Origin of the sequence: Microbacterium oxydans (assembly GCF_900095745.1) — a bacterium.
Taxonomy (GTDB): Bacteria; Actinomycetota; Actinomycetes; order Actinomycetales; family Microbacteriaceae; genus Microbacterium; species Microbacterium oxydans_B.
In genome coordinates, this window is record NZ_FMIR01000011.1 from 26,068 (window position 1) to 51,065 (window position 24,998).

Here is a 24,998-nt window from a genome sequence, read left to right on the forward strand (position 1 = left end):
CGCCCCCGCCGACCGACGGGCCGCGCGTCACGCTTGAGGAGTCGAGGGCGGGATGCCGGGCTCCGACGGGTTCGGCGCGAGAGGTTCTTCGGGGTTGGGGGCCAGAGGCTCCTGGGGGTTCGGCGCCAGCGGCTCTTGAGGGTTCGGGGCAAGTGGCTCTTCCGGGTTCGGGGCGAGCGGCTCATCGGGGAAGAGCGGAGAGGGCTCGTCGGGGTTAGACGGGGACGGGGTGGTGTCGGTCATGTCGGTGTCCTTTCGCTGAGATCACGGCTTGTTCCCGCGAGTTCAGCAGCGCGACGGCTCGGTGTCTGCTCCCTTGCGCAGCGGTGACGGATGTGGTGGGGGTCGCGGTGAGGCGGCCCTCGCGCCGGTCCGCACGACGGCTGTGGATAACTTCGGACCCGCCTGGCGGATTGTTGCGAGGATGCCGGGGTGAGTCATCCTTCCACCCTCGTCGCCGAACGCGTGCGGATGCGTCTCCGATCCGAGGGGGTCGACCCCACCGTCGATCCGGACTCGGCCTGGCGGATCACTCACGCGGAGGTACGTCGTCATGACGACCATGCCCTGGCGCGTGGAGAGGCCCTGATCGAGGATGAGGCGGCCTGCGTCCGCGAGGTGCTGGCATCCCTCAGTGGATTCGGGGCGCTGCAGCCCCTGCTGGACGATCCTGAAGTCGAGGAGATCTGGCTGAACGGCACCGGGCATGTGCACGTGGCTCGCGAAGGCGTGGCCGAACGAACTCCGTTGCGCCTCGGTGAGATCGCGGTGCGTGACCTCGTCGAGCGGATGCTGCAGTCGACCGGACGGCGCGTCGACATCAGCCAGCCGTTCGTCGACGCGTCGCTGCCGGACGGCTCGCGTCTGCACGTTGCCATCGCCGATGTCGTGCGCGGTTCGTGGGCTGTCAACATCCGCAAGTTCCTGCCGAAGTACCGGTCGCTCGAGGCGTTGACGCTTCAGGGCATGATGCCCGCCACCATCGCGGAGACCTTGAGGGGCGCGATGCACGACGGTCGCAGTGTGATCGTCTCCGGAGCGACGCATGCCGGCAAGACGACCGTCCTCGGGGCGCTGCTGGACTCGTGCGCCGGGTCGCAGCGCATCGTGACGGTCGAGGAGACGTTCGAGCTGGCTGTCGACGGTCCCGACCTCGTCGCGCTCCAGGGGCGTCAGGCCAGCCTGGAGGGCACCGGCGAGATCACCCTGCGCCGCCTGGTCAAGGAGGCATTGCGCATGCGACCCGATCGGTTGGTCGTCGGCGAGGTGCGCGATGCCGAGGCTCTCGATCTGGTGCTCGCACTCAACACCGGCGTTCCCGGCGCCTGTACCGTGCACGCGAACTCCGCCACGGAGGCGCTCGAGAAGCTGAGCATCCTGCCGTTGCTGGCCGGCCGCAACATCGATCGCGGATTCATCGCACCCGCGCTCGCGGGCTCGGTCGACCTCGTGGTGCACTGCGTGCGCGACCGCGCGGGGGAGCGGCGCGTGCAGGAGATCGTCGCCCCCACGGGCGCCGTCGAAGACGGACGCATCCTCACCACCCGGATCTATCACGCCGAGGTCGCGTCGTGACGTTCCTCCTCGGGGCCGTTCTCGCGGCCGGAGTGCTCCTGTGCGCGTCGCCGTGGCTGTGGCCGCCGAGGCCGGACGCGATCCCGACGGCCCCCAGGTCGCGCCTGATCCGGCTGAACGCCGAGGCCGGGTTCGACAGTCTCTCGGCACGAGCGCTCATCGCCGTGATCGTCGCCGCCGGGCTCATCGCCGCCTCCACGGTATGGCTGCTGACGGGGCTCCCCGTGCTGGTGCTGCTCGCCGCGTCAGCAGGAGCCACGGCACCGATCATGTTCCTGCGGGGAAGGCGGCTGCGCCTGCGACGCCTGCGTCGGCAGCTCTGGCCCGATGTGTGCGACCTTCTGATCGCGTCGATCCGCGTCGGACTCTCCCTCCCCGATGCCGTGGCGAGCCTGGCCGAGTCCGCACCCACGATGCTGCGGCCTGCGTTCGGCGTGTTCGCCAGAGACCTGCAAGCGAGCGGTCGATTCGAGACGAGCCTCGATCGGCTGAAGTCGTCGTTGGCGGACCCGATCGGCGATCGCATCGTCGAGACCCTGCGGATGGCGCGTCAGGTCGGCGGCACCGAGCTGGTCGGGGTGCTCCGCGCGCTCTCCGCGTCCGTGCGGGCGGATGCCGCCCTGCGGGGAGAGGTCGAGGCGCGGCAGTCGTGGATTCGCGGCGCGGCCGTGCTCGGCGCGATCGCACCGTGGGTCATCCTCGCGCTGCTGGTCATGCGACCGGAAGGCGCCTCGGCGTATGGCACACCCGAAGGCGTGATCGTGATCTGCGTCGGTGCGGGGGTCTCGATCATCGCCTTCCAGATCATGGTCCGGATCGGGCGGCTCCCGGAACCTCGGCGGTGGTTCGGGTGAGCGGGTTCTCTGCGCTCGCCTGTGCCGTGCTCGTCGGTGGGGGCTTCGCCACCGGGGTACTGAGCATCCTCTCCGGCCTCCCGCGCTGGAGGGCCGCTTCACTGACCGTGCGGATCGGTCCCTACGTTCGAGACGTGGTTCCGGATGAGGACCTTCCGCGGGGGGTCCTCCCGCTCGCGGGCACCCTGCCCGCGAGCGCCCGAACGTTGTGGGGCGGGCTGCGGGAAGCCTTCGAGCGCATGCTCGGAGGCGGAGAGTCACTTCGGCAGCGGCTCTCCCAGGCCGGTGTTTCGATGGAGCCGGCGACGTTTCGCGGTAGGCAGTTGGGCTGGGCGCTCGCCGGCATCGGTGCGGGCGCCGTCGTCTTGATCGTGCTCGCCCTCACCGGACGACTGTCCGTCCCCACGGGTGTCATGCCATTGCTGTGCGGCGCGGCCGCCGCGGCCGCGTACGACCTGCAGCTGTCGGCGCGGGCCAAAGCGCGCCGTGCCCGCCTCACCGATGAGCTTCCGACGACTCTGGAGTTCCTGGCCCTGTGCCTTTCGGCCGGCGAGGGCTTCCTCGATGCCCTGCGCCGTGTGGCCGCTGTCGGCTCCGGCGAGCTGACCGGTGAGCTCCGCAGGGTCGTGCTCGCGGTCGGCACCGGGTCGCCGCTGTCCGATGCACTGACCGAGATGGCGAGACGCCTCGACCTGGCCGTGCTGTCGCGCGCCGTCGATCAGGTGATCGCCGCCCTCGAGCACGGTGCGCCACTCGCCGCGGTGTTGCATGCGCAGGCAGGAGACGCGCGGGAAGACGCGAAACGCACGCTGATCGAGCAGGCGGGACGCAAGGAGATCCTGATGCTGCTGCCGCTCGTCTTCCTCATCCTCCCGTTGTCGGTGTTGTTCGCCGTCTACCCGGGACTCTTCATCCTCCGACTCGGTATCGGCTGACCACCAACGAAAGGACCACCATGACTGCACGAACCCGTGCCCGCCGGCTACTCCCGTGGAGCGGCACTGCGACCCGATTCCGTGCGTTCGCTGACGACGAAGCGGGCGACGTGCCGGGCTGGGTGCTCGTCACGTTGATGACTGCGGGATTGGTGGTGCTCATCTGGGCCGTCGCTGGTCCCGCGCTGACTTCACTGTTCGAGCAGGCGATCCAGCGGGTCTCGGGACTCTGAGATGAACGGCCGACGTCGTTTGGCGGATGACCGCGGCTCCAGCCCGGTGGAGTTCGTGCTGGTGGGTACCCTCCTCACGGCGCTCACCCTCGCTGTGCTGCAGCTCGCGTTCGCGGTGTACGTACGCAACGTGGTGCACGACGCTGCCGTCGAAGGCGCGTATCACGCGGCCCTCGCCGATACGACTCCGGAAGAAGGCGTCGAACTCACCCGCGACGTGATCTCGCGTGCCGTCGGCGCGACCTATGCCGAGGACATCAGAGTCGGGGTCTCCGGCGCTCCACCGTACGAGACGGTCGATATTCGCGTCCGCACGACGTTTCCGCTGCTCGGACTGATCGGTCTTCCCCTTGCGATGGAGGTGGAGGCTCATGCACCCGCTGAGACTTTCGGGGAGAGATGACGAGGGATCGGCCGCTCTCGAGTTCATCACGGTCGGGGTGATCCTCCTGGTCCCGCTGATCTATCTCGTGATCGCTCTCGGTGCGATCCAGGAGCAGACCTTCGGAGCGGAAGCGGCAGCACGTCATATCGCCCGCGTGATCGCACGGGCGCCGGACGCAGAGACGGCGGCGGAGCGGAGCGATGCCGTGCTTGCGGGGATCGTCGGCGAGTACGGCCTCGATGAGGATGCGGTGGACCTGACTCTCGCCTGCATGCCGCGGTCCGTCGAGTGTCCGTCGGCCGGGGCGACGGTGGTCGTGACCGTCGCCACGCGCGTGCGGCTGCCCCTGGTGCCGGAGGTGCTCGGACTCGACCGGTCGACGGCCGTCCCGGTGCAGGCCGAAGCGGTGCAGAAGGTGTCGCGGCTGTGGGGTGCGCAATGACGGGGCGACGCAGGATGTCAGAGCAGATCCGAACAACGAGTGGCCCTGCGGAGGGGCAGGATGAGGGGAGCGTGCTGCTCCTCACCCTCGGCTACGTGCTGCTCGCGCTGGCCGTGATCTTCGCCTGCGTCTGCGCCACCGATCTCTACATCGCCCAGAAGCGGTTGGATGCCCTGGCCGATTCCGCTGCGCTCGCCGGAGCGGACGGCTTCACACTGGTCGTGCGCGACGGCAGCGTGCGGGCCGAGCTGACGGATGCCGGTGTCGCGGAACAGGCCGATGCTCTGGTGGCCGCACTGCCCGGGGAGGCATCGATCATCACGGCAGGAACGCCCGATGGCGTCACGGCGCGCGTCACCGTCGCCGCGGAGTGGGATCCGCCGTTGGTGTCGGTCTTCGTGCCCGACGGCGTCCCTCTCGGGTCGACGGCCACGAGCCGCACTGCTCTACGGTGATGGGATTCTCGGCTCCCGGGCGAGGCAGAGCCACGTGATGAGTCGACCTGGCCGTCGGAGAACGTTTGTAACCGTCTTAGTCAACAGCTCGTCAACAGCTAGTTGATTCCGATAAAGGATCCGATCAGGTGCGAGATTCGAAACGGCGGCGTCGCGTACAGCGCCACGACGATGGTGCCAGTGACGATGAAGCCCGCGGCGATCGCCGGATATGTCCCCTCCTTCTTTCGCCTCACAGCTCTGGCCAGTCCGCTCAGGGCAGCAAGAAGACCCATACCGATCACAGCCAGTGAGATTTGAGCCATGACCCCCACGCGATGCCGAAACGCGGGCCTTTCGATGACGGCCGTTATATCTACGCGTTCACGATTGAAGGAACTTGTGCCCGATGCGGCGATGGGGATCATCTCGACGCCATCTCCGTATGCTGCGACGATCTCTTCGCCGCCCATGACGTCTGCTGCAAGAACGACGTCCACACCGATCTTCGTCACGTCCTTGCCGCCGTTTGATGGAACGAGAGCAGTGCTTCCGACGAAGTAGGACTCAACCGATCGTTGCCCGGCTTCCGCGAACATTTGAGGCATGGCCCCGTCGTAGCTGACCTGCATCACCTCGCGCGCGAGAGACTGTTGCGATACAAGCTTGGGTTCCCAGACGACCGCGTAAACTGCGTCCACCACAGCGACTCCATTGAGAGTCGAGTTGGGTTCCAGATCGAGGAGGAACTGGGTAAGTCCGGTTGACATCACGCCGGATTCGACGGCGGGATAGAGCTGTTGTGTATCGCTGGTTTGTGGGCACTCGAAGATGACGTCGAGGTCGTCTCGCGGTGCGCGAGCGTTCGCGGGCGCATAGAGCGAAAGCGCGGTGAGCCCGTCGGGGGCATAGTCCCGAAGGGAAACGTACACGCACGCCAGCCAGAGGTCATCCCTCCCCGACACCGGTTGTACCCGGAGGCCGACCGGTGCTGCGCCGATGGGCGCCAGCCTTTCAGTCGGAGTCTCAACGCTGAGGCCGAACGAGAACATTTCGCTGACGCCCTCAGTAGCGCTCGCTTGTCTCGTATCGCGGGGGTCAATCGTCACAGAGCCCTGTTCCAACGCGTTGTACTCTCGCAGCCCTGTCACACCATCAGAGAGGAGGAGGAACACTACAGCGGCCCATCCCACAATCGACAGCGTGTGGCGCACCCGCCCCCGTCGTTCACCGGTGGGAGGACGTCGAGGCGCATCGATACTCAGGAGCGCGAGGGCAATCGCCGGGATGAGGACGACCGCCGCGAGCAGCCACTCCATAACGTGCCTCCAGTGGTGCGCGGGGGAGCGTATCGACGATCCATACGTGTCGAGAATACCCGTCGGTGTCCGTGTTCATGCCCGACGGCGTTCCACTGGAGTCGACCGCCACCAGCCGCACGGCGCTGCGTGATGGGACCCCCGGGCTCGCAGATCTAGACGACCACGCCGGAGCATTCGTTCGTTCGGAGTCCCGGCTCACGGCGACGTCCGTCTATCTGCGTCCGGCGGGCTGCCGTGCTGTGTCTCTCCTGCGGATCGTGCGGCTGACTCCGACCGTCAGCAGTGCGAGCAGCACTGCGCACACGCCGACGAAGACGAGCGACCGAGTTCCGGCGATGGCGATCTGAAGCGCGCCCAGCGCCGAGCCGAGAGTGATGCCGATGTTGGATGAGGACACGAAGAGGCTGTTGCCGAAAGTTGGCGCGTCCGTGGACTCGCGGGCGATGAGCGACTGGCCGAGCAAGAGCCCGCCAGAGTGGAGAAGGCTCCACGGAATCACGAGAAGCGACATGGCCCAAGCGGACGGCGCCACCGCATACATCACGAGATACAGCAGCAGATAGCCGCCCAGGAACCACAGCAGAGTCGCGAGCAGGCCGCGCTTGATCAGTTGCGCGAAGGCGAGGTTGCCCGCGACCATGACGAGACCGAAGAGCATGAGCAGTGCGCCGATGGTGAGCGAGGAGATGCCGCTCACACCGCCCAGATAGTCGGCGAAGTAGCTGTAGGTGGAGAACATGGCCGCGAACACGAGCGTAACGACAGTCAGCTGAAGCCAGAGCTGCGGGCGACGCAGGATCTGCACCTGCCTTCCGTAGCTCAAGTGTTGCTCGGACGGCATCGTCGGCACCCAGAGAGCGATTCCGATGAAAGCGAGCACATTCACCAGGGCGGCGATGCAGAACGCGACCGGCACCGAGGCGCTGCTGGCCAGGAATGCCATGGCCGGAACCCCGAAAGCAAAGCCGACGGTGACTCCGGTGAACACGCGAGCGGCCGCGCCCGCCTCCTTGCCCGGTTGCGCCAGCGCGGTCGCGGCGGTGAGGGCCACCGCGAAGTAGATGGGATGCAGGAGCGCCGGAACGATGCGGAACACGACAAGTACCGGGAAGCTCTCGGAGAACGCGTAGACGATGTTCGCGAGAGCGAAAATCGCCATGGTGAGCAGGAGGACGGTTTTGCGATTGAAGCGAGATGCCGCGAGCACGCCGAAGGGCCCGCTCACTGCGACGACCAGAGCGAAGACACTCACGAGCAGGCCGGCCTGCGAAATGGACACGTCTGCCCGGTCGGCCAGCTCCGGAAGCACGCCGACGATCCCGATCTCGGTGGTGATAATGCTGAAGACGCCAAGCGCGAGCATGGCGCTGGCCAGAAAACCGTGTCTCATAAATCTCCATATTTAGATAATTAGATACGTCGCGCCGGAGGTTTCCTGCTCCTTGGTGACTGGGGATGAGGTTAGAGGGACCGACCGATGCGGTCGGCGATGGTGCGGATCGCATCCTCATCGCGCCGGTAGTAGGTCCAGCGCCCCTCGCGGTACGAGGTCAGGAGGCCGGCGGACTGAAGAGATTTCAAGTACGTCGAGGCCACAGACTGCGAGATTTTGGTCGCCTTCTGAATGTCTTGAACGCACACACCATCCTCGATGCTCAGACCCAAGCCTCGATACTGCTTGTCGTCGAAGTGGGCGTGGGGCTCCCGGAGGAGATCGAGGATGAGGCGTCGCGTGTCGTTGGCAAGAGCTCGGTACACGACCCCCAATGAGACTTCTCCCGCATGTGTGCCATTCACATATCGAGAATAACAGATATGTGTCGCGAATCGCGCCGGTCGATGGCCACCAGCTGCACGTCGCGGCGCTGGAGCGACAGGATCTTCGGTTCACCGCGGGTCGCGCAGCTGTGCGAGCAGGCCTTCGAGTCGGGGTGCGAGCTGCGGCGGCACTGCGGCAGGCAGGGCGTCGACCGGCCACCAACGCACGTCTTCCGACTCGTCACTCACAGTGAGCGCTGCATCGCGATCGACCACGGCGGCGATCCCGATGTCCAGGTGCGAGGCGCAGGCGCCGAAGCGGGAGGACAGTCCATGGTGGTCGAGGTCATACGCGAGGGGAGCGGCCGGCGACTCCGTCACGATGCCCGTCTCCTCGTGCAGCTCCCGTAGCGCTGCGCTCACGACCGAGTCATCGCCGTCCTCGACGTGACCACCCGGCTGCACCCAGAACTGTCCCTTGCGATGGAAGACGAGCAGCGTGTGCTCGAGCGAAGTGTCGAACACCACGCACGACGCGGTGAGGTGATCCGGGCCTGCCTCGCGATGTACCGGCCCACCGTCGGCGCCGAAGAATGAGGCGAAGTCGGCCTGCGCGGCGCGGTCTCGTTTCGAGCGGGGCCTGAAGGCCGAGACCAGGCGGTACGCGTCTGCCTCCAGAGCCGGGATCATTCTTGTTCCCCCTCAGACGAGTCGTCGCCGGACGCCGGTCGCTCGCGCGGCACGAACATCGGGATCCAGCGCAGGAACCCGGCCGCGCCGACGAGACCGACAACGCCCATGGCGGCTGCGGCGAACGGCAGGGCGGCCACGGCGGTGATCGCCGAGACCAGCAGGGGAGCGATCGCACCACCGGCATCCGTCAGCGTGCGCCAGGATCCGAGGAATGCTGCGGGTTCCCGCGTCGGGGCGACGTCTGCGCCCAGCGTCAGCAGGATGCCGCTGGACAGTCCGTTGCCGACGCCCAGCACCGCCGCGAACATCCCGAACCACAGCACCGCCGCATCGAGATCGTGCGTGAACGACAGGGCGAGGAAGCCGGCACCCATCAGCACCATCGCGGGCATCGCCGCCCACAGCCGCCCGAAGCGGTCCATCACCTGGCCGCTCGCGTAGAACAGCGCGAAGTCGATCGCGCCGGAGACGCCGACCACGAGGGCGATCGTCGAGGCATCCAGGCCCAGCGAGAGGCCCCACAGGGGGAGCACGACCTGCCGTGCCGATCGCACGGCGGAGAGTGAGGCGGCGGCCAGTCCGAGTCGTCCGAGCACCGCGCGCTGGCGCCACATGGTCTGGAAGATCCCCGCGCGTTCGATGGTCGGGATCGATCCGCTCACGGCCTCGCCGGAGTCTTCCAGATAGCGGTCGTGAGTGGTCGTCGGGACAGGAGGGATCATCTTCTCCGGATCGGGACCGAACAGCACCAGGACGACCATGACCACGAGGCAACCGAGGAAGAACCAGATCGCGGCGCTCTCGCTGCCGAAGAGCTGCAGAAGCCCGGCAGCGACGAACGGGCCGATGAAGATGCCGAGCCGGAAGCTGCCGCCCAGCAGCGAGAGGGAGCGCGCACGGAAGGCGACCGGTACGCGGGTGGTCATGAAGGCATGACGGGCGAGGCCGAAGGCCGCCGCGCAGATGCCGAGCAGGAAGACCGACGCCGCCAGCACGCCGAGCGATGGCGCGAACACCATCCCGACCCCCGCGATGATCGCGATCACACCGGCGATCACCATCGTGTACCGCTCGCCGATCCTGCCCACCGCCCATCCCGCAGGAAGGTTGCCGCACAGCTGGCCGATCACGAGCGCCGACGCCACGAGCGCGGCGAACGCCACGTCGGCACCCATGGATGCCGCCAACACCGGGATGAGCGGGATCACGGCGCCCTCGCCGAGCGCGAACAGGACCGTCGGCAGGTACACCATGGGCCCGAACTGTCGAAGGACCGCTGACGCACTGCTCACGACTTCACGGTACTCCGGCTGCTCAGCGGCCGAAGACGAGGTCCCCGCGCAGGCAGGCGGCACGTTAGGCTGAGGTGTCATGCTCGAACTAGATCTCTCCGCCGAAATCCAGGCGCTCAGGCACACCTTCGGCGACATCAGCGAGGTCGTCGATGTCTCCCGTCTCCGCGACGACATCGCGCGTCTCAGCGAGGAGGCCGGCGCACCCGACCTCTGGGACGACACCGAGAACGCGCAGAAGGTGACCAGCGCACTCAGCCACCGTCAGTCCGAGCTCGCCCGCATCACCGGCATCGCGCAGCGTCTCGACGACCTCGAGGTGCTCATCGGCCTCGCGAACGAGATGGGGGATGAGGAGTCCGCGCAGGAGGCCCGTACCGAACTCGCCTCGCTCACCGACCTGATCAACCAGCTCGAGGTGCAGACGCTGCTCGACGGCGAGTACGACGAGAGGAGCGCGATCATCACGATCCGCTCCGGCGCGGGCGGCGACGACGCCACAGACTTCGCAGAGATGCTGATGCGCATGTACCTGCGCTGGGCCGAGCGGCACAAGTACCCGGTCAAGGTCATGGACACCTCCTACGCGGAGGGCGCCGGCATCAAGTCGGCGACGTTCGAGATCGACGCGCCCTACGCGTTCGGCACCATCTCGGTCGAGGCTGGCACGCACCGTCTGGCCCGTATCAGCCCGTTCGGATCCGCCGACAAGCGCCAGACGTCGTTCGCCGCGGTCGAGGTCATCCCGCTGATGGAGGAGGCGACCGAGGTCGACATCCCCGAGAACGACATCCGCGTCGATGTGTTCCGCTCCTCCGGCCCCGGCGGTCAGTCGGTCAACACGACCGACTCCGCTGTGCGCCTGACGCACCTTCCGACCGGCATCGTCGTGTCGATGCAGAACGAGAAGTCGCAGATCCAGAACCGCGCCGCCGCCATGCGCGTGCTGCAGACCCGCCTCCTGCTGCTGCAGAAGGAACAGGAAGCAGCCAAGAAGAAGGAGCTCGCGGGCAACATCACCGCGAGCTGGGGCGACCAGATGCGCTCGTACTTCCTTTACGGCCAGCAGCTGGTGAAAGATCTGCGCACCGGCCAGGAGTCGGGCAACCCGGCCGCCGTGTTCGACGGAGACCTGGATGACTTCATCTCCGCAGGCATCCGCTGGCGCAAGCGCAAGATCGAAGACTGAATCCAGGAAGAAGGCCCCGGAGCACTCCGGGGCCTTCTTCCTGTGGATCGTCAGTACCTCGCGCCCTCGAGGCTGCCGGTCACGTCTTCATAGCTGAAGAGGATGCACTGGACCGTGCGGTCGTCCGCGCGAGCCCAGGATGTCTCCGTCGGCTGATAGTTGTAGAAATCCAGCACCGAATCTTCGTAGGCGACCCCGACGTACGCGTCGAAATGAGACGCGCAGCCGTCCCATGCCGCTTCCTCGAGAGCGTCGTCGCCGGGGAAGTCCTCGCCGTCGAGCTCGAAGATGAAGTACACCTCATCCGTGTGCGGCTGATCGCACGGGACGACGGGCAGCTCGTAGATCTGCCCCGTGTCCCCGTAGTCGACGAAAGGCAGGCAGTCGCCGACCTCAAGCTCGGCGAAGGGCACCATCTCGGCACCCTCGATCGACGAAGGGTCCGTGAGCCCCTCAGCGCTCGCGGCGTCGTCGGCCGGGACCGAGACGGTCGCGACCAGCAGCAGCGACACGGCGAGCGCCAGGAGCGCTCCGATCGCCGCCACCGACAGACCCGTGATCCCCGGCCACTTGCGGCCACGCAGGAACAGGGAGACGAGCGACAGCACGAATCCGACGCCGAGAAGCGCCCAGCCGACGATCGCGATCATCGGGATGCAGGCGCACACGACGCCGACGACCACCACCACGAGGCCGACGACTCCGAGCACGGAGACGCCGGACGCGGGCGGCTGCGGTGCCGGCGCACCCCACACCCCGCCGGGTGCTCCGACGGAATCGGGCGCGATCGCCTGTGCGGTCGATGCCCCCGACGATGGCAGTGCGTACGGCGGAGCGAACGGCGCGATGTCCGGAGAGCGCAGCTCGGATGCGACCGGCTCGACCGAAACTCGTTCGGGGGCCGCCGGCGCACTGTCAGTGGTCCGTACGTGCGCGGTCCACTGCGTGCCATCCCACCACCGCAGGCTGCCGGATCCGTCGTCGTACCAGCCGGCAGGCGTCGTCATCGGATGGTCCCGCTCGTCAGAGGGCTCAGGGGACGAAGCACGCCGAGACCGCCTCGGTGTCGCCCAGTACCTCGGCGAAACCGTACGCGGCGTCGACATCCGTCAGCGTGCCGTCGCTCTCCGCGATCGCGCGCAGCGTCGAGTTGTCGAGGTCGGACTCGACGAGCAGATCCGAGAGGCAGGTGATCTGCGGCTCGGTGTAGCCCTCCGTGCCCTCGGATGCCAGGATCGCCGTCAGGCCGACCGCCACCTCGGCCGAGGTCGGGCGCGTGGCGTCGTCGGCACCGTCCGTGCCGTCGGTCTCGCTCGGCTCGGTGGCCTCGATCGACGGAGAGGAGCTGGGCAGAGAGTCCATCTCGTCGCTCACGCCCTGTGCGATCGCGAAGAGGTAGACGAACGACATCACGACGCCGATGATCGTTCCCACGACCGCCAGGATGAGACCCGCGATGCCCGGCCACTTCTTGCCCTTGAGGAAGAGCGAGATGAGGGAGACGATGAACGCCGCGGCGAGAAGGACGAACCCGACGACGCCGACCACAGGGATGAACACCAGGATCGTTCCGACGACGGCGAGTCCGAGACCGACCAGACCCAGGACCGAGAGCTTCTTGGGTGCTTCCGGCCCGGTCTGCACATACGGCGCGGCGGCCGGATAGCCGGACGGTACACCTGCACCGGGATACGCCGGTGCAGCGCCCGGGTAGCTCGCCGCGAACTGGTCGGGCGCCGGCTGCTCGGATGCGGCGACCGGAGGAACCGGCGTGGCCGCTGCGGAGTAGGCGGCGACGTCATCGCCGAGCGGTGTGGTCGCCGCGGTCGGAGCCTCGGCGGAGGTGCGGATCACCGTGTCATCCGCCGACGGCGCCTCAGACGCGTCTGCAGAGGGCGCCTCGTCGACGACGGGAACCTCGGTCGCCGGCGTCTCGATGCCGGTCGAACCCTCGGCGACATCCGGTGCCTCTGCATCGGCTGCGGCGGTCGCGTCCGGGGCGAAGTGCTCGGTCCACTGCTCACCGTCCCACCACCGCTGGCGTCCGCTGCCGTCGTCGTACCAACCTGCAGGTGTCGTGCTCATGGGTCCCCCTCGAAGACGATTCGGCCGCTCCATGGTGCGACCGCACCCTTATGTATAGCAGTGGCCGGTGACTTCGCAGGGTGTTCGGCATGGGGAGCAATCCCCATGCTCTCCCGATGCGGACGCGCCGGTGCGGGGTGTCGCTCGCGGTCAGCAGGAGGGGCGCGCTTAGGCTCGAACCGTCATGATTCGGTTCGAGAACGTCACGAAACGCTACCGCGGGACGTCGAAGCCCGCCCTCTCCGGTGTCGACTTCGAAGTGCAACGCGGGGAGTTCGTCTTCCTCGTCGGCGCCTCCGGCTCCGGCAAGTCCTCCTGTCTTCGTCTGATCCTGCGCGAAGACGTACCGACCGCGGGCCGCGTCGCCGTGCTCGGTCGGGACCTCCGCGCGCTCGCCAACCGCAAGGTGCCGTACTTCCGGCGCCACATCGGTTCGGTGTTCCAGGACTTCCGCCTCCTGCCGTCGAAGACGGTCTATCAGAACGTCGCCTTCACCCTGCAGGTGACCGGTTCCTCGCGCGGATTCATCCAGCAGGCGGTGCCCGAGGCGCTCGCGCTCGTGGGGCTCGACGGCAAGCAGAAGCGCATGCCGCACGAACTCTCCGGTGGCGAGCAGCAGCGCGTCGCGATCGCGCGCGCCCTCGTCAACCGTCCGCAGGTGCTGCTCGCCGACGAGCCCACCGGCAACCTCGACCCTGCGACCTCCGTCGACATCATGCAGCTGCTCGCCCGCATCAACGCCGGAGGCACGACCGTGCTGATGGCCACGCACGAGGCCGGCTTCGTCGACCAGATGCAGCGCCGGGTGATCGAGCTGAGTGACGGCGAGATGGTGCGCGACGAGGTGCACGGCGGATATGGCGACACCTCCAACATCCCGCGCCTCGTTCCCGAGAAGGTGCGCGGTGCGGCCGCAGCAGCGGCGTTGACGGCAGTGCAGGAGGTCCAGCGCCAGACGGCGGACCTCTCCTCGGTCCGCGCTGCTCTCGCCGAAGAGCTCAGCTCGCAGCGGAAGGCCGCCGCAGGGGAGGGCGCGTCGGATGCTCCGGCAGGAGCGCCGCAGACGGTCGAACCCCCGCGAACGGTCGAACCTCCGGAGTCGAGTGCCGTCCCGGCGACCAGTGTCGTCGCTGCTGTCGTGGAGCCGCCCGCAGCGGTGGAGCCACCAGCTGTCGTCGAGCCGCCGACCGCGGAGGAGCCGCCGGCGGTCATCCGCCCCCGCACCCACCCGATCACCCTCCCGACCGTCGATGTCGCGGAGCTCGGAGTCGCAGATCGTCTCGGGCTCTCCGACGAAGACGATGAGGAAGTGGGCCCGACCTCATGAGAATCGGACTCATCCTGACCGAGGCCCTGGGCGGTCTCCGGCGGAACATCTCGATGGTCATCTCGGTGATCCTCGTCACCTTCGTCTCCCTCACCTTCGTCGGCGCGGCGATCCTGATGCAATCGCAGATCGGCGTCATGCGGGGTTACTGGGCCGAGCGCGCCCAGGTCGCCGTGTACATGTGCTCCGCGGTCTCGGAATCAGACACCTGCATCGATGGGGCCGCGAGCGAGGAGCAGGTCGCCGCGGTACGTGCACAGCTCGAAGGCGACGCACTGGCACCGCTCATCAGCTCGCTGACCTTCGACACCAAGGAAGACACGTACGCCAAGCTCGTCGAGCAGCTCGGCGAGGACCAGGCGAGTGTGCTCACGCCCGACCAGGCGTTCGAGGTCTTCTTCGTGACGATGAAGGACCCAGGGCAGTCGCAGGTGCTCGCCGAGGCATTCAGCGGCCAGGCCGGAGTGGAGCAGGTCAAAGACCAGCTCCAATACCTCGAACCACTGTTCTCCGCCTTGACCGTCGCGACGTACATCGCCGTCGGCATCGCGGTTCTCATGCTGATAGCGGCGACCCTGCTTATCGGGACGACGATCCGATTGTCGGCGTATGCACGGCGCAAGGAGATCGGCATCATGCGCCTGGTCGGCGCATCGAACCGCTTCATCCAGACACCGTTCGTGCTCGAAGGCGTGTTTGCGGCGTTCCTCGGGTCGGCGCTGGCCAGCGCCGCGGTCGTGGCCGGCATGCACTTCGGTGTGAACGGCTACCTCCGAGGCCGCGTCCCGTTCATCACGACGTGGGTGACGATGCAGGACGCGATGCTCGTGGTCCCGGTGCTGATCGGCATCGGCATCGTGCTGGCAGCGCTCTCTGCAGGCTTCGCGATCAGGCGCTGGCTCCGTACCTGATATCCTGAAAGGCTGCTCGGTCGGAACGAACGATCGAGCTCATCACGGCAACAGGAGAGCATCATGCCCAGGGAACGCGGAGAGAAGGTCGTCGCGACCAATCGTCGCGCACGTCACGACTACACGATCGAGAAGTCGTACGAGGCGGGGATGGTGCTCACCGGCACCGAGGTGAAGTCACTGCGTCAGGGGCGCGCCAACCTCAGCGACGGCTACGCGTTCGTGAAGGGCAATGAGGTCTTCCTCGACTCGGTGCACATCCCGGAGTACTCCCAGGGGCACTGGACCAATCACTCTGCGAAGCGCATCCGCAAGCTGCTGCTGCATCGCGAGGAGATCGCCAAGATCGCTCATGCCGTCTCAGCGGGCGGATACACCCTGATCCCGCTCAAGCTGTACTTCTCCGACGGTCGCGCCAAGGTCGAGATCGCCCTGGCCAAGGGGAAGCGCGAGTACGACAAGCGGCAGACTCTGCGCGAACGTCAGGACACCCGCGAGGCGGATCGTGCCATGCGGCTGCGCAATCGCGTGGGCGAGTAGCGACCGGTCCTCACAGCGTCGGCTCGAACCCGAACACGCGGCCGAGGAAGGTCAGTTCGCGCTCGAGCGCGTCGATGATCGTGTCGGCACTGCGGAAGCCGTGTCCCTCTGCGGGGTACAGCGCGTACTCGTGGTCGACGCCCCGGGCGGCCAGTGCGTCTCTGATCGCCTCGGACTGCGACGGCGGGACCACACGATCTTCTCCGCCCTGCAGCAGCAGCACGGGGACTCCGATGCGATCCGCATGGGTGAGTGGTGACCGCTCGACGTACACGGGCTCGTACTCCGGGAGGGGCCCCACGAGACCGTCGATGTACGACGCCTCGAAGTCGTGCGTCTCGGCCACCAGCATCCGCAGATCGGCCACGCCGTATCGGCTGATCCCCGCGGCGAAGGTCCCACCGCGCACCAGTGCGGACAGCACCGTCCACCCGCCTGCGGATCCACCGCGGATGGCGATGCGGGACGGATCGGCGAGCCCGGCATCCGCGAGGCCCTGTGCGGCGGCGATCACGTCGTCGACGTCCACGACCCCCCACTGGCCGTCCAGACGCTCGCGATAGGCGCGACCGTAGCCGGTGGAGCCGCCGTAGTTGACGTCGAGCACGCCGATTCCCCTGCTGGTGTAGAAGGCATTGGCTGCCGATGCCGCACCGGTGACGTGCGCGGTCGGGCCTCCATGCACCAGCACCACATACGGGGGGAGCTCGTCGGCGGGTGCCGTCGCGTCGGGGTTCGCCGGAGGGTAGGCGAAGGCATGCACGATGCCGTGCCGACCGTCGACCTCGATCGGCAGGGCGCGCGGCATCCAACCGGTATCCACGGGCTCGCCTCCTCGCACCGCGACGGTCTCGCCGGAGTCGACATCGACGCACCACAGGCCGGCGGCCACTCCCGAGCCGTTGCCCGAGAGCAGCACGCGAGACCCGTCCACATCGTCGACGCTCACATGACCATCGGCCGGGACATCGATCGGGCGTGCGGCACCGTCCGGAGAGATCAGGACGACCTCGTCACGCCCGTTCGTGCGGGTCGCGACGATGCGTCCGTCGGCGAGCGGCCGATACCAGCGGTTGCCGAGCACCCAGAGTCCGTAGCCGGTGTCGGCGTCGGCCGGGGCGAGCGCGCGCGGGGCGCCGACCGGCGAGGCGCCGTCGAGCTCGAGGCGGTAGAGCCCCCAGCGGTCGTCCGGATCATCGGCGAACACCAGCTCGGAGTCGCTGAGCCACTCGGGCTGCAATGCCGCCCGAGTAGGGACCTCGTACACGTCGCCGCCGTCGCTCTTCGCAATCTGCAGGTGGGCCGCCTCCCACGGCATCCGTCCGCGGTGCCAGGCGACCCAGGCGACGCGGCTGCCATCCGGCGAGAGTGCGGGGTGGGCGAAGAAGCCGTCGCCCTCGGCGATCACGCGAACTCCGGACGCGTCTTCCGCGGCGGAGCCGTCGATCGGGATCTCGACGATCGCGCGGGTATGCGGTGCGGTCGACAGGTCTTCGCGCACGGCGAGCAGACGGCCCCCCTGCACGCGCAGACCGCCGTGCGCGGGACCCGCCGGTGTCAGCGGAACGGGCTCGGCCCCCGGAGCCAGCCGATGCACGCGCTGATCGCCCGCATCGACGAAGTACAGGATGCCCGTGGACTCGGCGGTCCATGCCCCGCCGCCGTACTCGTGTACGCGGGAGCGAGCGCTCCAGGGCGCTGGGAGGATCTCGGCGCCGGAGGAGCTTCGCACCGTGACCCGCCCCTTCTCGGCGGGCACAGACTCGCCCCACCAGATCTCGGCACCGACGAAGCGCGCCCCGTCGATTCTCGGGGAGGCTGCCGCGACGGATGCTGCGGAGAACGGAGAGGGCCAGGAACCGTGAGGCGACGACATGCATCGAGCCTATGGCTGACGTCAGACGGCGCGCAGCACCGCCACGACCTTGCCGAGCACCACGGACTCATCGCCGAGGATGGGCTCGAAAGAGGAGTTTCGGGGGAGGAGCCACGTGTGGCCGTCGCGACGGCGGAGCACCTTGACCGTGGCCTCACCGTCGAGCATCGCGGCCACGATCTCGCCGTTCTCCGCGTTGTTCTGCGAGCGGACGACGACCCAGTCGCCGTCGCAGATCGCCGCGTCGATCATCGACTCGCCCGAGACCTTCAGCATGAAGAGGTCGCCCTTGCCGACCAGCTGACGGGGGAGAGGGAAGATCTCCTCCACCTGCTGATCGGCGGTGATCGGCACGCCGGCGGCGATGCGACCGACCAGGGGCACGAGCGCCGCGTCGCCGACCGGAGTCGCCACGTCGGCCGGATTCTCGCCGCCTGTGCCGGGGAGGTCGATCAGTACCTCCATGGCACGCGTCTTGCCCGGATCGCGTCGCAGGTAGCCGCTCAGCTCGAGCTGGCCGAGCTGGTGGGTCACGCTCGACAGGGACTTCAGGCCGACGGCGTCTCCGATCTCGCGCATGCTCGGCGGGTAGCCGTGATGGGCGATGGAGTTCTGGATGACCTCGAGGATCGCCATCTGCTTGGGGCTCAGGCTCTTGCGGCGGCGCGTCCGCGGTGCCTCCGACTCGGGGGCCGAGTTCTCGCTCATGGTGCTCCTTAAGTGCGGTGTTCCGACGTCGCTCTTCGAATGTCGGAGGCCCGTGGTGTGGTGTTCTCATCGAAACCGTATCCGAGAAACGGCCCGATCTGGAAGATCTGTTCGAGCGTGTCGGCAGAATCGTGCATCCGGTTTCGAAGACAACTTGACAGATGTTCGAACTCGAAGATATCTTCGGTACGTAGCTTCGCATTCACGGCTCCCGGCCGAGACGGGAATGCGAACGCTACGCCAACTTCCCCGGCAGCCTCACCGCTCCGGGACAGGCTAAGGAGCACCACATGAGCAGCATCGGCTTCAGCACCGCAGCAGTCATTCCGGCGTCGACCCGTCCTTCGACGCGACTCCGGCTGACGACGCGTGGCCGCGCCGTGCTGCTGGCGGTCGCGTCGGTGCCGCTCGCGATCGGCATCGCGTTCGCCGCGCTCAGCGGTGGTAGTGCGATCGCCTCGGGCGCAGACACAGCAGCTGTCAGTGTCGAGACCGTGACCGTCATGCCCGGCGACACTCTCTGGTCGATCGCCACCGGCGTCGCCCCCGGTGCCGACCCGCGTGACGTCATCGGCGAGATCAGCCGGATGAACCTGCTGCGTGGCGGAGAGTTGCAGATCGGCCAGACACTCGCGATCCCGGCCCAGTACGTGGACTGATCCCGTCGCGGCGAGGCTGCGGCAACTTTGCGTCATCGACGCGGGGGTCCGCTTAACATGGGAAGGGTGACCTTCTCCCTCAACGATCTCCCGCTACGTGACGATCTTCGCGGACTGACGCCGTACGGTGCTCCGCAGGCGCCGCTCCCGATCGCTCTCAACGTGAACGAGAACACGCATCCCATCCCGGACGCGGTGGCGAGTGACATTCTCGACGACATCGCGCTCGCGATCCGCGATGTGAACCGTTATCCCGACCGGGAGTTCACCACTCTTCGCGAGTCGTTCGCGGAGTACCTGGGGCACGGCCTCTCCCCGGAGCAGATCTGGGCAGGCAACGGCTCGAACGAGGTGCTCCAGCACATCCTGCAGGCCTTCGGGGGGCCCGGACGCACGGCATTCGGATTCGCGCCGACCTACTCCATGTACCCACTGATCGCGCAGGGCACCGGTGCACGCTGGATCCCCGGGACGAGGCAACCCGACTACACGATCACACCGGAGGAAGCGGCGGAGCAGGTGCGCGCGGCCGACCCCGACGTCATCATCCTGTGCACGCCGAACAACCCCACCGGCACCCCGCTCGGCCTGGACGTCGTCGAGGCCGTCTACGAAGCGGCGCGAGGCATCGTGATCGTCGACGAGGCCTACCAGGAGTTCGCACCGCGCGACGCGGCTTCCGCGCTGACACTGCTCGAGGGGCGTCCGCGCCTGGCGGTCTCCCGCACGATGAGCAAGGCCTTCGCCTTCGCCGGTGCGCGGGTCGGATATCTTGCCGCCGACCCGACGTTCATCGATGCGCTGCGTCTGGTACGCCTGCCCTATCACCTGAGCACACTCACGCAGGCTGCGGCCGTCGCCGCTCTGCGCAATTCCGATGTGATGCTCGGCATGGTCGAGGAGATCGTCGAACAGCGCGATCGCATCACCGCGACCCTCGAGGCTCTCGGCTATGCGCCGCACGAATCCTGGTCGAACTTCGTCCTCTTCGGCGGCGTCGCCGATCCGCATGCGACCTGGCAGCAGCTCTACGATCGCGGTGTGCTGGTGCGCGACGTCGGAATCCCCGGTCACCTCAGGGTCAGCGCGGGCACCGAGGCCGAGACCACCGCGTTCCTCGATGCTCTGGCCTCGATAGGATCGGCATCATGAGCACCCCGTCACCGACCCCGCGCACCGCGAGCCGCGTACGCAGCACGTCGGAGTCCACCGTCGAACTCGAGCTGAACCTCGACGGCACCGGAGCGAGCCGCATCGACACCTCGGTCCCGTTCTTCGACCACATGCTCACCGCCTTCGCGAAGCACTCGCTGACCGACCTGACCGTGCGCGCTTCGGGCGACACCGACATCGACGCGCACCACACCGTCGAAGACGTGTCCATCGTGCTCGGACAGGCGATCCTCGAGGCGCTGGGTGACAAGTCCGGCATCTCCCGTTACGGCGACGCGCTCGTGCCGCTCGACGAGGCGCTCGCGCAGGCGGTCGTCGACATCTCTGGACGTCCGTACCTCGTGCACACCGGCGAGCCCGCCGGTTTCGAGCACCACCTCATCGGCGGGCACTTCACCGGTTCGCTGGTGCGGCACTCGTTCGAGGCGATCACCTTCAACGCCGCGCTGACGGTCCACGTCCGCGTGCTCGGCGGCCGCGACCCGCACCACATCGCCGAGGCGGAGTACAAGGCGTTCGCCCGCGCGTTCCGCGAGGCCAAAGCACTCGACCCACTCGTCGACGGCATCCCGTCCACCAAGGGCGCACTGTGAGCCAGAGTCCCCGCGTCGCCGTCTTCGACTACGAGTCGGGAAACGTCCATTCGGCCGTCAAGGCATTGGCTGCGGCCGGAGCGGATGCCGTGCTGACCCGCGACCGCAAGGTCGCGCTCGAGGCCGACGGTCTCCTGGTTCCCGGTGTCGGCGCGTTCCAGGCGGTCCGTGACGCGCTCCACGCGCACGGCGGCGACGAGATCATCGACCGTCGTCTGGCCGGTGGACGACCGGTGCTCGGGATCTGCGTCGGCATGCAGGTGCTCTTCGAGCATGGCGTCGAGCGGGGCCACGACACCGCGGGCCTCGGCGAGTGGCCCGGCGCGGTCACCGAGCTCAACGCACCCGTGCTGCCGCACATGGGCTGGAACACCGTCGAGCCCGGTGCCGACAGCGTGCTCTTCCGTGGCCTGGAGCACGAGCGCTTCTACTTCGTGCACTCCTACGCGGCCCAGTCCTGGGAGCTCGACGTGATCCCGCCGTTCCCCGAACCCGTGCTGACCTGGACGACCTACGGCGACCCCTTCCTCGCCGCCGTCGAGAACGGTCCGCTCTCGGCGACCCAGTTCCACCCCGAGAAGTCGGGTGAAGCGGGCATCCAGCTGCTGCGCAACTGGGTCGGGAGCCTCTGACGCCCACGGCGGACGTCATCCGTTTTGTCACCCGCCGTCCGGCGGACTACCCTCGGTTCTCGTGCCCGTTCCGGGCTGCAGACCTTCCCTAGCCAAGGACCCCATGAACGACTTCGCACAGTCTCCCTCGCTCACGCTCCTTCCCGCGGTCGATGTCGCCGGGGGCAAGGCCGTCCGCCTCACCCAGGGCGAGGCCGGAACCGAGACGAGCTACGGCGACCCGCTCGACGCCGCAGGGGAGTGGGCCGCACAGGGTGCGAAGTGGATCCACCTCGTCGACCTCGACGCCGCGTTCGGTCGCGGGAGCAACGCGCCGATCCTGCGCAAGGTCATCAAGCAGTTCAAGGGCGTCAACATCGAGCTTTCCGGTGGCATCCGTGACGACGCGACCCTCGAGGCCGCCCTCGAGAGCGGCGCCACTCGGATCAACCTCGGCACGGCCGCACTGGAGAACCCCGAGTGGGCCGCCGACGTGATCGGTCGTTACGGCGAGGCGATCGCTGTGGGCCTCGACGTGCGCGGCACCACGCTCGCCGCACGCGGATGGACGAAGGAGGGCGGCGACCTCTGGGAGGTCCTGGACCGCCTGGAAGACGCCGGCTGCAGCCGCTACGTCGTCACCGACGTGACCAAGGACGGCACGCTCCGCGGCCCGAACCTCGAACTCCTTCGCGAGGTGACCTCGCGCACGCCGAAGCCGGTCGTCGCCTCCGGGGGCATCTCCAACCTCGACGACATCGCCGCGCTTCGTGAGCTCGTGCCGCTGGGTGTCGAGGGTGCGATCGTCGGCAAGGCCCTGTACGCCGGTGCATTCACGCTGGCTGAGGCACTGGATGTCGCAGGAGACTGACGCGCACGCCTGCGGGCCGGAGCCGCACAACCACGGCGACTCGGCCGGAGTCCCCTGGGAGGGGCGCAGCTTCGAGTCGAATCCGCACGCCGGGGACGACGGTTCGGCCGACCCCGCGCTGCTGGCCGCCCTCCTGCGTTTCCGCGCGGGTGAGGGCAGTCAGGTCGAGGTCGTCGACGCCTTCCGCTCCGCTCGCGTGCTGGTCCCCCTGATCGCCGAGAAGGGCGAGGAAGGCATCGCCCCGAACGGTCTCGCCGTCGACAAGACGCAGGAGCTGTCGATCGTCACGGTCGCGGCTCCCGACGGGCGGCGGGTGCAGCCGGTGTTCTCCTCGGTCGAGGCGATGCAGAAGTGGGATCCCGCGGCGCGCCCGATCCCCGTGGAGGCGCTCCGTGCCGCGCTGGCGGCGTCGGCCGACGACACCGACCTGATCGTGCTCGATCCGACCTCCGACACGGAATTCGTCATCCGGCGACCGGCCGTGTGGGCAATCGCTCAGGAACATGCCTGGGAGCCGAGCTTCCTCTCCACCGAGGTCTACACCGCGCTCCAGGAGAGCGTGGCCCACGAACTGGCCGTGATCGACGTGGCGGTGGCGTCCGGTGACCCCGACGCGCGTCTGCGTGGCCCCGAGCTGATCGTCGTCCTGGAACTCGTCGACGGCCTGGAACGCGAGGTGCTCGATGCCGTGCTCTCGCGTCTGGCTCAGCGCTGGGCATCGGACGACCGCATCGCTGTGCTCGCGGACTCCCTCACGGTCAAGCTCCGCCGCAGCATCTGATCACGCTTCGCTACGATCGGGGGCATGTCCCGACGTCTCCTGCGCACCATCGCGGTCGTCGCTCTTCTCGGCGGCGCTGTCACGGGCGGCTCAGGCTGTGCCCTGGCCTGCCCAGCCATCGGCTGGTTCAACGGAGCAACCCTCGATGCGAGTGCAGTCCCGGGCGCAGCGGGAGTCCAGTTCTGCGTCGAGGGGGAGTGCTCGCCGGCACCGGGTACCGAGCCGACCTCATCGACAAACCTGTTCATGGCGACGCCTCAGGACGACGGGACGTGGGCGCTCGGGTTCGACATGTCGACGCCCGAGGTCGTCGAGATCCGCCTGTTCGACGCCCAGAACACGCTCATCCACGAGTCTGAGGAGTCGATCGCGTGGACGCATTCCGATGAGCCGTGCGGCGGACCCTCCACCGCGGATCCGATCGTCCTCGAACCCTGACTAGTTGACCGGCCCGGTCCACTTCTCGCCCGGGCCCTTGCCGATGGGGTCGGGGATCGAGGAGGCCTCGCGGAAGGCGAGCTGCAGGGAGCGGAGTCCGTCGCGGAGCGAGCGCGCGTGCATGTCGCTGATCTCGGGGGCGCCGGCCGTGATGAGCCCGGCGAGGGCGTTGATGAGCTTGCGAGCCTCGTCGAGGTCGAGCTGTGCCGCCGCGTCAGGATCGTCGGCGAGGCCGAGCTTGACCGCTCCCGCGCTCATGAGGTGCACGGCCGCCGTGGTGATCACCTCGACCGCGGGTACGTCGGCGATGTCTCGAGTGGCCGACGACGCGGCCTCCTCCTGACGTGCCCAGCGCTCTTCGCGCTCGCGTGCGGCCTCGTCCGGTGCCTGGTTCGTCACTTCGCCTTGCTTTCTGTTAGACTTTGGCGGGCTCCGGAGCGTTATGCTCCGGATCGAAAGAGGATTCACTTCCCACCCGCGCTTGCCGTTCCAGGCTACCGGGTCTTGCACTCCACCGGCTCCGTCCGCAAGACGGACCCGGCAGGTAGGGTGCGGAGCCGGCGTCTGACTGCCGGTGGGTGGGACGATTCCGATTTCGCCCGTGATGCAGACAGCGTCGCGGTGGCCGAATCACATCGTCTAAGGAGTTCCGCATCAGCGATCCCCGTACCAATGAGCGCATCCGCGTCCCCGAGGTCCGCCTCGTCGGCCCCGCGGGTGAGCAGATCGGCGTCGTCCGCATCGAGGCAGCGCTGCGCCTCGCGCAGGAAGCCGATCTCGACCTCGTCGAGGTCGCCCCCAACTCGAAGCCGCCCGTCGTCAAGATCATGGACTACGGCAAGTTCAAGTACGAGGCCGCCCAGAAGGACAAGGAAGCTCGCCGCAACCAGGCGAACACGATCCTCAAGGAAGTCCGCTTCCGTCTGAAGATCGAGGCTCATGACTACACGACCAAGCTCAAGCGTGCCGAGGGCTTCCTCAAGGCCGGCGACAAGGTCAAGGCCATGATCCTGTTCCGCGGTCGCGAGCAGTCGCGTCCGGAGCAGGGCGTTCGTCTGCTGCGCAAGTTCGCCGAAGACGTGGCCGAGCTCGGAACGGTCGAGTCGAACCCGACCATCGACGGTCGCAACATGGTCATGATCGTGGCTCCGCTGAAGAGCAAGTCCGAAGCGAAGCAGGAGCAGAACGCGGTTCGCGACGCGCAGCGCGCAGCGAACAAGCAGGCCGCCCGCGACGCCAAGAGCGATACCGACGCACCGGCGGAAGCTGCAGCGGAGTAGATCCGCCCCCAGAACTCCCGCACCGCGGGTTGA

General features: G+C 67.7%; 30 protein-coding genes. 19 read left to right on the forward strand and 11 right to left on the reverse strand.

Features of this window, described 5'->3' with window-relative positions; translation table 11 throughout:
- Nucleotides 1-27: 27 nt before the first annotated feature.
- Complete coding sequence (locus BQ2383_RS19170; protein WP_140403302.1) at nt 28-243, reverse strand: hypothetical protein; 216 nt, start codon at nt 241-243, stop codon at nt 28-30.
- Nucleotides 244-432: 189 nt separating this feature from the next.
- Here BQ2383_RS19170 and BQ2383_RS04745 point away from each other — a divergent pair, with 189 nt between their 5' ends.
- The 7 genes from BQ2383_RS04745 to BQ2383_RS04775 are packed head-to-tail and all read left to right on the forward strand — an operon-like array spanning nt 433 to nt 4,879.
- Nucleotides 433-1,575: a CpaF family protein gene (locus BQ2383_RS04745; protein ID WP_432206334.1), complete on the forward strand. Its 1,143-nt coding sequence runs from the start codon at nt 433-435 to the stop codon at nt 1,573-1,575.
- On the forward strand, nt 1,572-2,429 hold the full coding sequence (locus BQ2383_RS04750; RefSeq protein WP_091030320.1) for a type II secretion system F family protein: 858 nt from the start codon (nt 1,572-1,574) through the stop codon (nt 2,427-2,429). The genes BQ2383_RS04745 and BQ2383_RS04750 overlap by 4 nt, the downstream gene beginning before the upstream one ends.
- Entirely contained in the window at nt 2,426-3,364 is a 939-nt protein-coding gene (locus BQ2383_RS04755; protein ID WP_091030323.1) for a type II secretion system F family protein, read from the forward strand. Before BQ2383_RS04750 ends, BQ2383_RS04755 begins: the two co-directional genes overlap by 4 nt.
- A gap of 20 nt (nt 3,365-3,384) precedes the next feature.
- Complete coding sequence (locus tag BQ2383_RS04760; protein WP_091030325.1) at nt 3,385-3,597, forward strand: hypothetical protein; 213 nt, start codon at nt 3,385-3,387, stop codon at nt 3,595-3,597.
- Nucleotide 3,598: 1 nt separating this feature from the next.
- Nucleotides 3,599-4,000 carry a TadE/TadG family type IV pilus assembly protein gene (locus BQ2383_RS04765; RefSeq protein WP_091030328.1) on the forward strand — a complete coding sequence of 134 codons (402 nt, stop codon included), beginning with the start codon at nt 3,599-3,601 and terminating at the stop codon, nt 3,998-4,000.
- Nucleotides 3,969-4,424, forward strand: coding sequence for a TadE family protein (locus BQ2383_RS04770; RefSeq protein ID WP_091030332.1), 456 nt, complete (start codon nt 3,969-3,971; stop codon nt 4,422-4,424). Before BQ2383_RS04765 ends, BQ2383_RS04770 begins: the two co-directional genes overlap by 32 nt.
- A gap of 14 nt (nt 4,425-4,438) precedes the next feature.
- Complete coding sequence (locus BQ2383_RS04775; protein ID WP_091030336.1) at nt 4,439-4,879, forward strand: pilus assembly protein TadG-related protein; 441 nt, start codon at nt 4,439-4,441, stop codon at nt 4,877-4,879.
- A gap of 98 nt (nt 4,880-4,977) precedes the next feature.
- Here the strand turns inward: BQ2383_RS04775 and BQ2383_RS04780 are convergent, their stop codons facing one another.
- From BQ2383_RS04780 to BQ2383_RS04800, 5 genes are all read right to left on the reverse strand, one after another.
- Nucleotides 4,978-6,177, reverse strand: a complete 1,200-nt coding sequence (locus BQ2383_RS04780) for a hypothetical protein (RefSeq protein ID WP_091030339.1) — start codon at nt 6,175-6,177, stop codon at nt 4,978-4,980.
- 214 nt (nt 6,178-6,391) lie between these two features.
- Nucleotides 6,392-7,570, reverse strand: a complete 1,179-nt coding sequence (locus BQ2383_RS04785) for an MFS transporter (protein WP_091030342.1) — start codon at nt 7,568-7,570, stop codon at nt 6,392-6,394.
- A 71-nt stretch (nt 7,571-7,641) separates the two neighbouring features.
- The gene (locus tag BQ2383_RS04790) at nt 7,642-7,977 is read right to left on the reverse strand and encodes an ArsR/SmtB family transcription factor (protein WP_244175895.1); all 336 of its coding nucleotides are present in this window, start codon (nt 7,975-7,977) and stop codon (nt 7,642-7,644) included.
- 90 nt (nt 7,978-8,067) lie between these two features.
- Nucleotides 8,068-8,628, reverse strand: a complete 561-nt coding sequence (locus tag BQ2383_RS04795; protein WP_091030348.1) for an NUDIX hydrolase — start codon at nt 8,626-8,628, stop codon at nt 8,068-8,070.
- Nucleotides 8,625-9,884 carry an MFS transporter gene (locus BQ2383_RS04800; protein ID WP_091030350.1) on the reverse strand — a complete coding sequence of 420 codons (1,260 nt, stop codon included), beginning with the start codon at nt 9,882-9,884 and terminating at the stop codon, nt 8,625-8,627. The genes BQ2383_RS04795 and BQ2383_RS04800 overlap by 4 nt, the downstream gene beginning before the upstream one ends.
- A 118-nt stretch (nt 9,885-10,002) precedes the next feature.
- Between BQ2383_RS04800 and prfB the strand changes: the two genes are divergently transcribed.
- Nucleotides 10,003-11,112 carry a peptide chain release factor 2 gene (gene prfB, locus BQ2383_RS04805; RefSeq protein WP_091030353.1) on the forward strand — a complete coding sequence of 370 codons (1,110 nt, stop codon included), beginning with the start codon at nt 10,003-10,005 and terminating at the stop codon, nt 11,110-11,112.
- Between the two features lie 50 nt (nt 11,113-11,162).
- On the opposite strand, the gene BQ2383_RS19435 is transcribed toward prfB, so the two are convergent.
- Both BQ2383_RS19435 and BQ2383_RS04815 read right to left on the reverse strand, forming a co-directional pair.
- Nucleotides 11,163-12,119, reverse strand: a complete 957-nt coding sequence (locus BQ2383_RS19435; protein WP_208617621.1) for a DUF2510 domain-containing protein — start codon at nt 12,117-12,119, stop codon at nt 11,163-11,165.
- Between the two features lie 25 nt (nt 12,120-12,144).
- On the reverse strand, nt 12,145-13,197 hold the full coding sequence (locus tag BQ2383_RS04815; protein ID WP_091030359.1) for a DUF2510 domain-containing protein: 1,053 nt from the start codon (nt 13,195-13,197) through the stop codon (nt 12,145-12,147).
- Nucleotides 13,198-13,381: 184 nt separating this feature from the next.
- On the opposite strand from BQ2383_RS04815, the gene ftsE reads away from it, so the two are divergent.
- From ftsE to smpB, 3 genes are all read left to right on the forward strand, one after another.
- Nucleotides 13,382-14,524 carry a cell division ATP-binding protein FtsE gene (gene ftsE / locus BQ2383_RS04820; protein WP_091030363.1) on the forward strand — a complete coding sequence of 381 codons (1,143 nt, stop codon included), beginning with the start codon at nt 13,382-13,384 and terminating at the stop codon, nt 14,522-14,524.
- Nucleotides 14,521-15,435: a permease-like cell division protein FtsX gene (gene ftsX / locus BQ2383_RS04825; protein WP_091030366.1), complete on the forward strand. Its 915-nt coding sequence runs from the start codon at nt 14,521-14,523 to the stop codon at nt 15,433-15,435. The genes ftsE and ftsX overlap by 4 nt, the downstream gene beginning before the upstream one ends.
- A gap of 63 nt (nt 15,436-15,498) precedes the next feature.
- On the forward strand, nt 15,499-15,975 hold the full coding sequence (gene smpB / locus BQ2383_RS04830; RefSeq protein WP_021199784.1) for an SsrA-binding protein SmpB: 477 nt from the start codon (nt 15,499-15,501) through the stop codon (nt 15,973-15,975).
- Nucleotides 15,976-15,985: 10 nt separating this feature from the next.
- Here the strand turns inward: smpB and BQ2383_RS04835 are convergent, their stop codons facing one another.
- Complete coding sequence (locus BQ2383_RS04835) at nt 15,986-17,851, reverse strand: S9 family peptidase (protein WP_091030369.1); 1,866 nt, start codon at nt 17,849-17,851, stop codon at nt 15,986-15,988.
- Between the two features lie 21 nt (nt 17,852-17,872).
- Nucleotides 17,873-18,559 (reverse strand): transcriptional repressor LexA, encoded by a 687-nt coding sequence (gene lexA, locus BQ2383_RS04840; protein WP_091030373.1) that lies wholly within the window; start codon nt 18,557-18,559, stop codon nt 17,873-17,875.
- Between the two features lie 290 nt (nt 18,560-18,849).
- On the opposite strand from lexA, the gene BQ2383_RS04845 reads away from it, so the two are divergent.
- The 7 genes from BQ2383_RS04845 to BQ2383_RS04875 all read left to right on the forward strand — a co-directional run bounded on the left by BQ2383_RS04845 (nt 18,850) and on the right by BQ2383_RS04875 (nt 23,685).
- Nucleotides 18,850-19,218, forward strand: coding sequence for a LysM peptidoglycan-binding domain-containing protein (locus BQ2383_RS04845; protein WP_091030375.1), 369 nt, complete (start codon nt 18,850-18,852; stop codon nt 19,216-19,218).
- A 66-nt stretch (nt 19,219-19,284) separates the two neighbouring features.
- Nucleotides 19,285-20,370: a histidinol-phosphate transaminase gene (locus tag BQ2383_RS04850; protein ID WP_091030377.1), complete on the forward strand. Its 1,086-nt coding sequence runs from the start codon at nt 19,285-19,287 to the stop codon at nt 20,368-20,370.
- Nucleotides 20,367-20,984, forward strand: a complete 618-nt coding sequence (hisB, locus tag BQ2383_RS04855) for an imidazoleglycerol-phosphate dehydratase HisB (protein ID WP_091030380.1) — start codon at nt 20,367-20,369, stop codon at nt 20,982-20,984. Before BQ2383_RS04850 ends, hisB begins: the two co-directional genes overlap by 4 nt.
- The gene (hisH, locus tag BQ2383_RS04860; protein WP_091030383.1) at nt 20,981-21,616 is read left to right on the forward strand and encodes an imidazole glycerol phosphate synthase subunit HisH; all 636 of its coding nucleotides are present in this window, start codon (nt 20,981-20,983) and stop codon (nt 21,614-21,616) included. Before hisB ends, hisH begins: the two co-directional genes overlap by 4 nt.
- A gap of 103 nt (nt 21,617-21,719) precedes the next feature.
- A complete protein-coding gene (gene priA / locus BQ2383_RS04865) occupies nt 21,720-22,466 on the forward strand; it encodes a bifunctional 1-(5-phosphoribosyl)-5-((5-phosphoribosylamino)methylideneamino)imidazole-4-carboxamide isomerase/phosphoribosylanthranilate isomerase PriA (protein ID WP_091030386.1) in 747 nt (248 codons plus the stop codon).
- Nucleotides 22,450-23,247, forward strand: coding sequence for an SseB family protein (locus BQ2383_RS04870; protein ID WP_091030389.1), 798 nt, complete (start codon nt 22,450-22,452; stop codon nt 23,245-23,247). Before priA ends, BQ2383_RS04870 begins: the two co-directional genes overlap by 17 nt.
- Before the next feature lie 24 nt (nt 23,248-23,271).
- Nucleotides 23,272-23,685, forward strand: coding sequence for a hypothetical protein (locus BQ2383_RS04875; protein WP_091030392.1), 414 nt, complete (start codon nt 23,272-23,274; stop codon nt 23,683-23,685).
- Here the strand turns inward: BQ2383_RS04875 and BQ2383_RS04880 are convergent, their stop codons facing one another.
- Entirely contained in the window at nt 23,686-24,084 is a 399-nt protein-coding gene (locus BQ2383_RS04880) for a DUF1844 domain-containing protein (protein ID WP_091030396.1), read from the reverse strand.
- A 230-nt stretch (nt 24,085-24,314) separates the two neighbouring features.
- On the opposite strand from BQ2383_RS04880, the gene infC reads away from it, so the two are divergent.
- Nucleotides 24,315-24,965: a translation initiation factor IF-3 gene (gene infC / locus BQ2383_RS04885; RefSeq protein ID WP_091030399.1), complete on the forward strand. Its 651-nt coding sequence runs from the start codon at nt 24,315-24,317 to the stop codon at nt 24,963-24,965.
- The last annotated feature ends 33 nt before the right edge of the window (nt 24,966-24,998 follow it).

What these genes read in the sequence shown, in the direction of transcription:
- BQ2383_RS19170 (WP_140403302.1), bottom strand. Translation starts at nt 243, where the DNA reads ATGACCGACACCACCCCGTCCCCGTCTAACCCCGACGAGCCCTCTCCG.
- BQ2383_RS04760 (WP_091030325.1), top strand. Translation starts at nt 3,385, where the DNA reads ATGACTGCACGAACCCGTGCCCGCCGGCTACTCCCGTGGAGCGGCACT.
- BQ2383_RS04765 (WP_091030328.1), top strand. Translation starts at nt 3,599, where the DNA reads ATGAACGGCCGACGTCGTTTGGCGGATGACCGCGGCTCCAGCCCGGTG.
- BQ2383_RS04770 (WP_091030332.1), top strand. Translation starts at nt 3,969, where the DNA reads ATGCACCCGCTGAGACTTTCGGGGAGAGATGACGAGGGATCGGCCGCT.
- BQ2383_RS04775 (WP_091030336.1), top strand. Translation starts at nt 4,439, where the DNA reads ATGTCAGAGCAGATCCGAACAACGAGTGGCCCTGCGGAGGGGCAGGAT.
- BQ2383_RS04780 (WP_091030339.1), bottom strand. Translation starts at nt 6,177, where the DNA reads ATGGAGTGGCTGCTCGCGGCGGTCGTCCTCATCCCGGCGATTGCCCTC.
- BQ2383_RS04785 (WP_091030342.1), bottom strand. Translation starts at nt 7,570, where the DNA reads ATGAGACACGGTTTTCTGGCCAGCGCCATGCTCGCGCTTGGCGTCTTC.
- BQ2383_RS04795 (WP_091030348.1), bottom strand. Translation starts at nt 8,628, where the DNA reads ATGATCCCGGCTCTGGAGGCAGACGCGTACCGCCTGGTCTCGGCCTTC.
- BQ2383_RS04800 (WP_091030350.1), bottom strand. Translation starts at nt 9,884, where the DNA reads ATGGTGTACCTGCCGACGGTCCTGTTCGCGCTCGGCGAGGGCGCCGTG.
- prfB (WP_091030353.1), top strand. Translation starts at nt 10,003, where the DNA reads ATGCTCGAACTAGATCTCTCCGCCGAAATCCAGGCGCTCAGGCACACC.
- BQ2383_RS19435 (WP_208617621.1), bottom strand. Translation starts at nt 12,119, where the DNA reads ATGACGACGCCTGCCGGCTGGTACGACGACGGATCCGGCAGCCTGCGG.
- BQ2383_RS04815 (WP_091030359.1), bottom strand. Translation starts at nt 13,197, where the DNA reads ATGAGCACGACACCTGCAGGTTGGTACGACGACGGCAGCGGACGCCAG.
- ftsE (WP_091030363.1), top strand. Translation starts at nt 13,382, where the DNA reads ATGATTCGGTTCGAGAACGTCACGAAACGCTACCGCGGGACGTCGAAG.
- ftsX (WP_091030366.1), top strand. Translation starts at nt 14,521, where the DNA reads ATGAGAATCGGACTCATCCTGACCGAGGCCCTGGGCGGTCTCCGGCGG.
- smpB (WP_021199784.1), top strand. Translation starts at nt 15,499, where the DNA reads ATGCCCAGGGAACGCGGAGAGAAGGTCGTCGCGACCAATCGTCGCGCA.
- BQ2383_RS04835 (WP_091030369.1), bottom strand. Translation starts at nt 17,851, where the DNA reads ATGTCGTCGCCTCACGGTTCCTGGCCCTCTCCGTTCTCCGCAGCATCC.
- lexA (WP_091030373.1), bottom strand. Translation starts at nt 18,559, where the DNA reads ATGAGCGAGAACTCGGCCCCCGAGTCGGAGGCACCGCGGACGCGCCGC.
- BQ2383_RS04845 (WP_091030375.1), top strand. Translation starts at nt 18,850, where the DNA reads ATGAGCAGCATCGGCTTCAGCACCGCAGCAGTCATTCCGGCGTCGACC.
- hisB (WP_091030380.1), top strand. Translation starts at nt 20,367, where the DNA reads ATGAGCACCCCGTCACCGACCCCGCGCACCGCGAGCCGCGTACGCAGC.
- priA (WP_091030386.1), top strand. Translation starts at nt 21,720, where the DNA reads ATGAACGACTTCGCACAGTCTCCCTCGCTCACGCTCCTTCCCGCGGTC.
- BQ2383_RS04870 (WP_091030389.1), top strand. Translation starts at nt 22,450, where the DNA reads ATGTCGCAGGAGACTGACGCGCACGCCTGCGGGCCGGAGCCGCACAAC.
- BQ2383_RS04875 (WP_091030392.1), top strand. Translation starts at nt 23,272, where the DNA reads ATGTCCCGACGTCTCCTGCGCACCATCGCGGTCGTCGCTCTTCTCGGC.